Genomic DNA, 780 nt, shown 5'->3' on the forward strand with positions numbered 1-780 from the left:
AGAAGCAGCAGAACAAGGACGGTTCCTGGGGCGGCACTCCCCATAATTACAAGTGTTCCATGACGGGGCTCGCCCTGCTGGCCTATCTGGCGCACTGTGAAACCCCGCTTTCCGAGGAGTTCGGAGAAAGCGTGCTCAAGGGCATTTCCTTCCTCGTGGACCAGGGCATGAAGGCTCCCGTTCTTTCCCTCGTCCCGCAGAGAAACGAGGTCAGCTACGACCATGCCGTGGCCACCTACGCCCTCTGCGAGGCGTACACCTTCTGCAAGCAGATGGACATTCCCTCCATTTCCAATCTGGAAAAGGTCGTCGTGAAGGCCGTGGACAAAATTCTGGATAACCAGAATGTGGACGGCGGCTGGGCCTACAATTACAACACCAGGGCCGGAGCCCACACGGACCTTTCCGTCACCGGATGGAACGTACAGGCCCTGAAAGCCGCGGAACACGGCGGCATCAAGCCCACCAAGGGCGAGATCCGCACCGCCCTGCGCAAGGCCGCCATGTACTGCCGCAAGTGCAGCAAGCCGGACGGCCTGTTCACCTACATGCAGGAAGGCAGGGAAGACGCGACTGCCCGTCCGTCCCTGGTGGGTGTGGGGGTGCTGTCCCTCCAGATGTGCGGCAGCGGCTCCGACAGCGCCGCGCGCAAGGGATTGGACTGGATGCTCAAGAATACCAACAAGCCTTTCAACTGGAGGGCGAACAACACCTCTTCCAATCTCTACCAGCATTACTATGGCGTGCAGGCGGCCATGAACCGCGGCGGGGACGTGTGGA

At 60.6% G+C, this 780-nt stretch carries 1 protein-coding gene; it reads left to right on the forward strand.

All coding sequences use genetic code 11. From position 1 onward, the window contains the following. A partial coding sequence (locus HMPREF3039_RS07250; protein ID WP_067952033.1) for a prenyltransferase/squalene oxidase repeat-containing protein occupies nucleotides 1-780 on the forward strand: 780 nt, incomplete at both ends.

Source organism: Akkermansia sp. KLE1798 (assembly GCF_001580195.1).
GTDB lineage: Bacteria > Verrucomicrobiota > Verrucomicrobiia > Verrucomicrobiales > Akkermansiaceae > Akkermansia > Akkermansia biwaensis.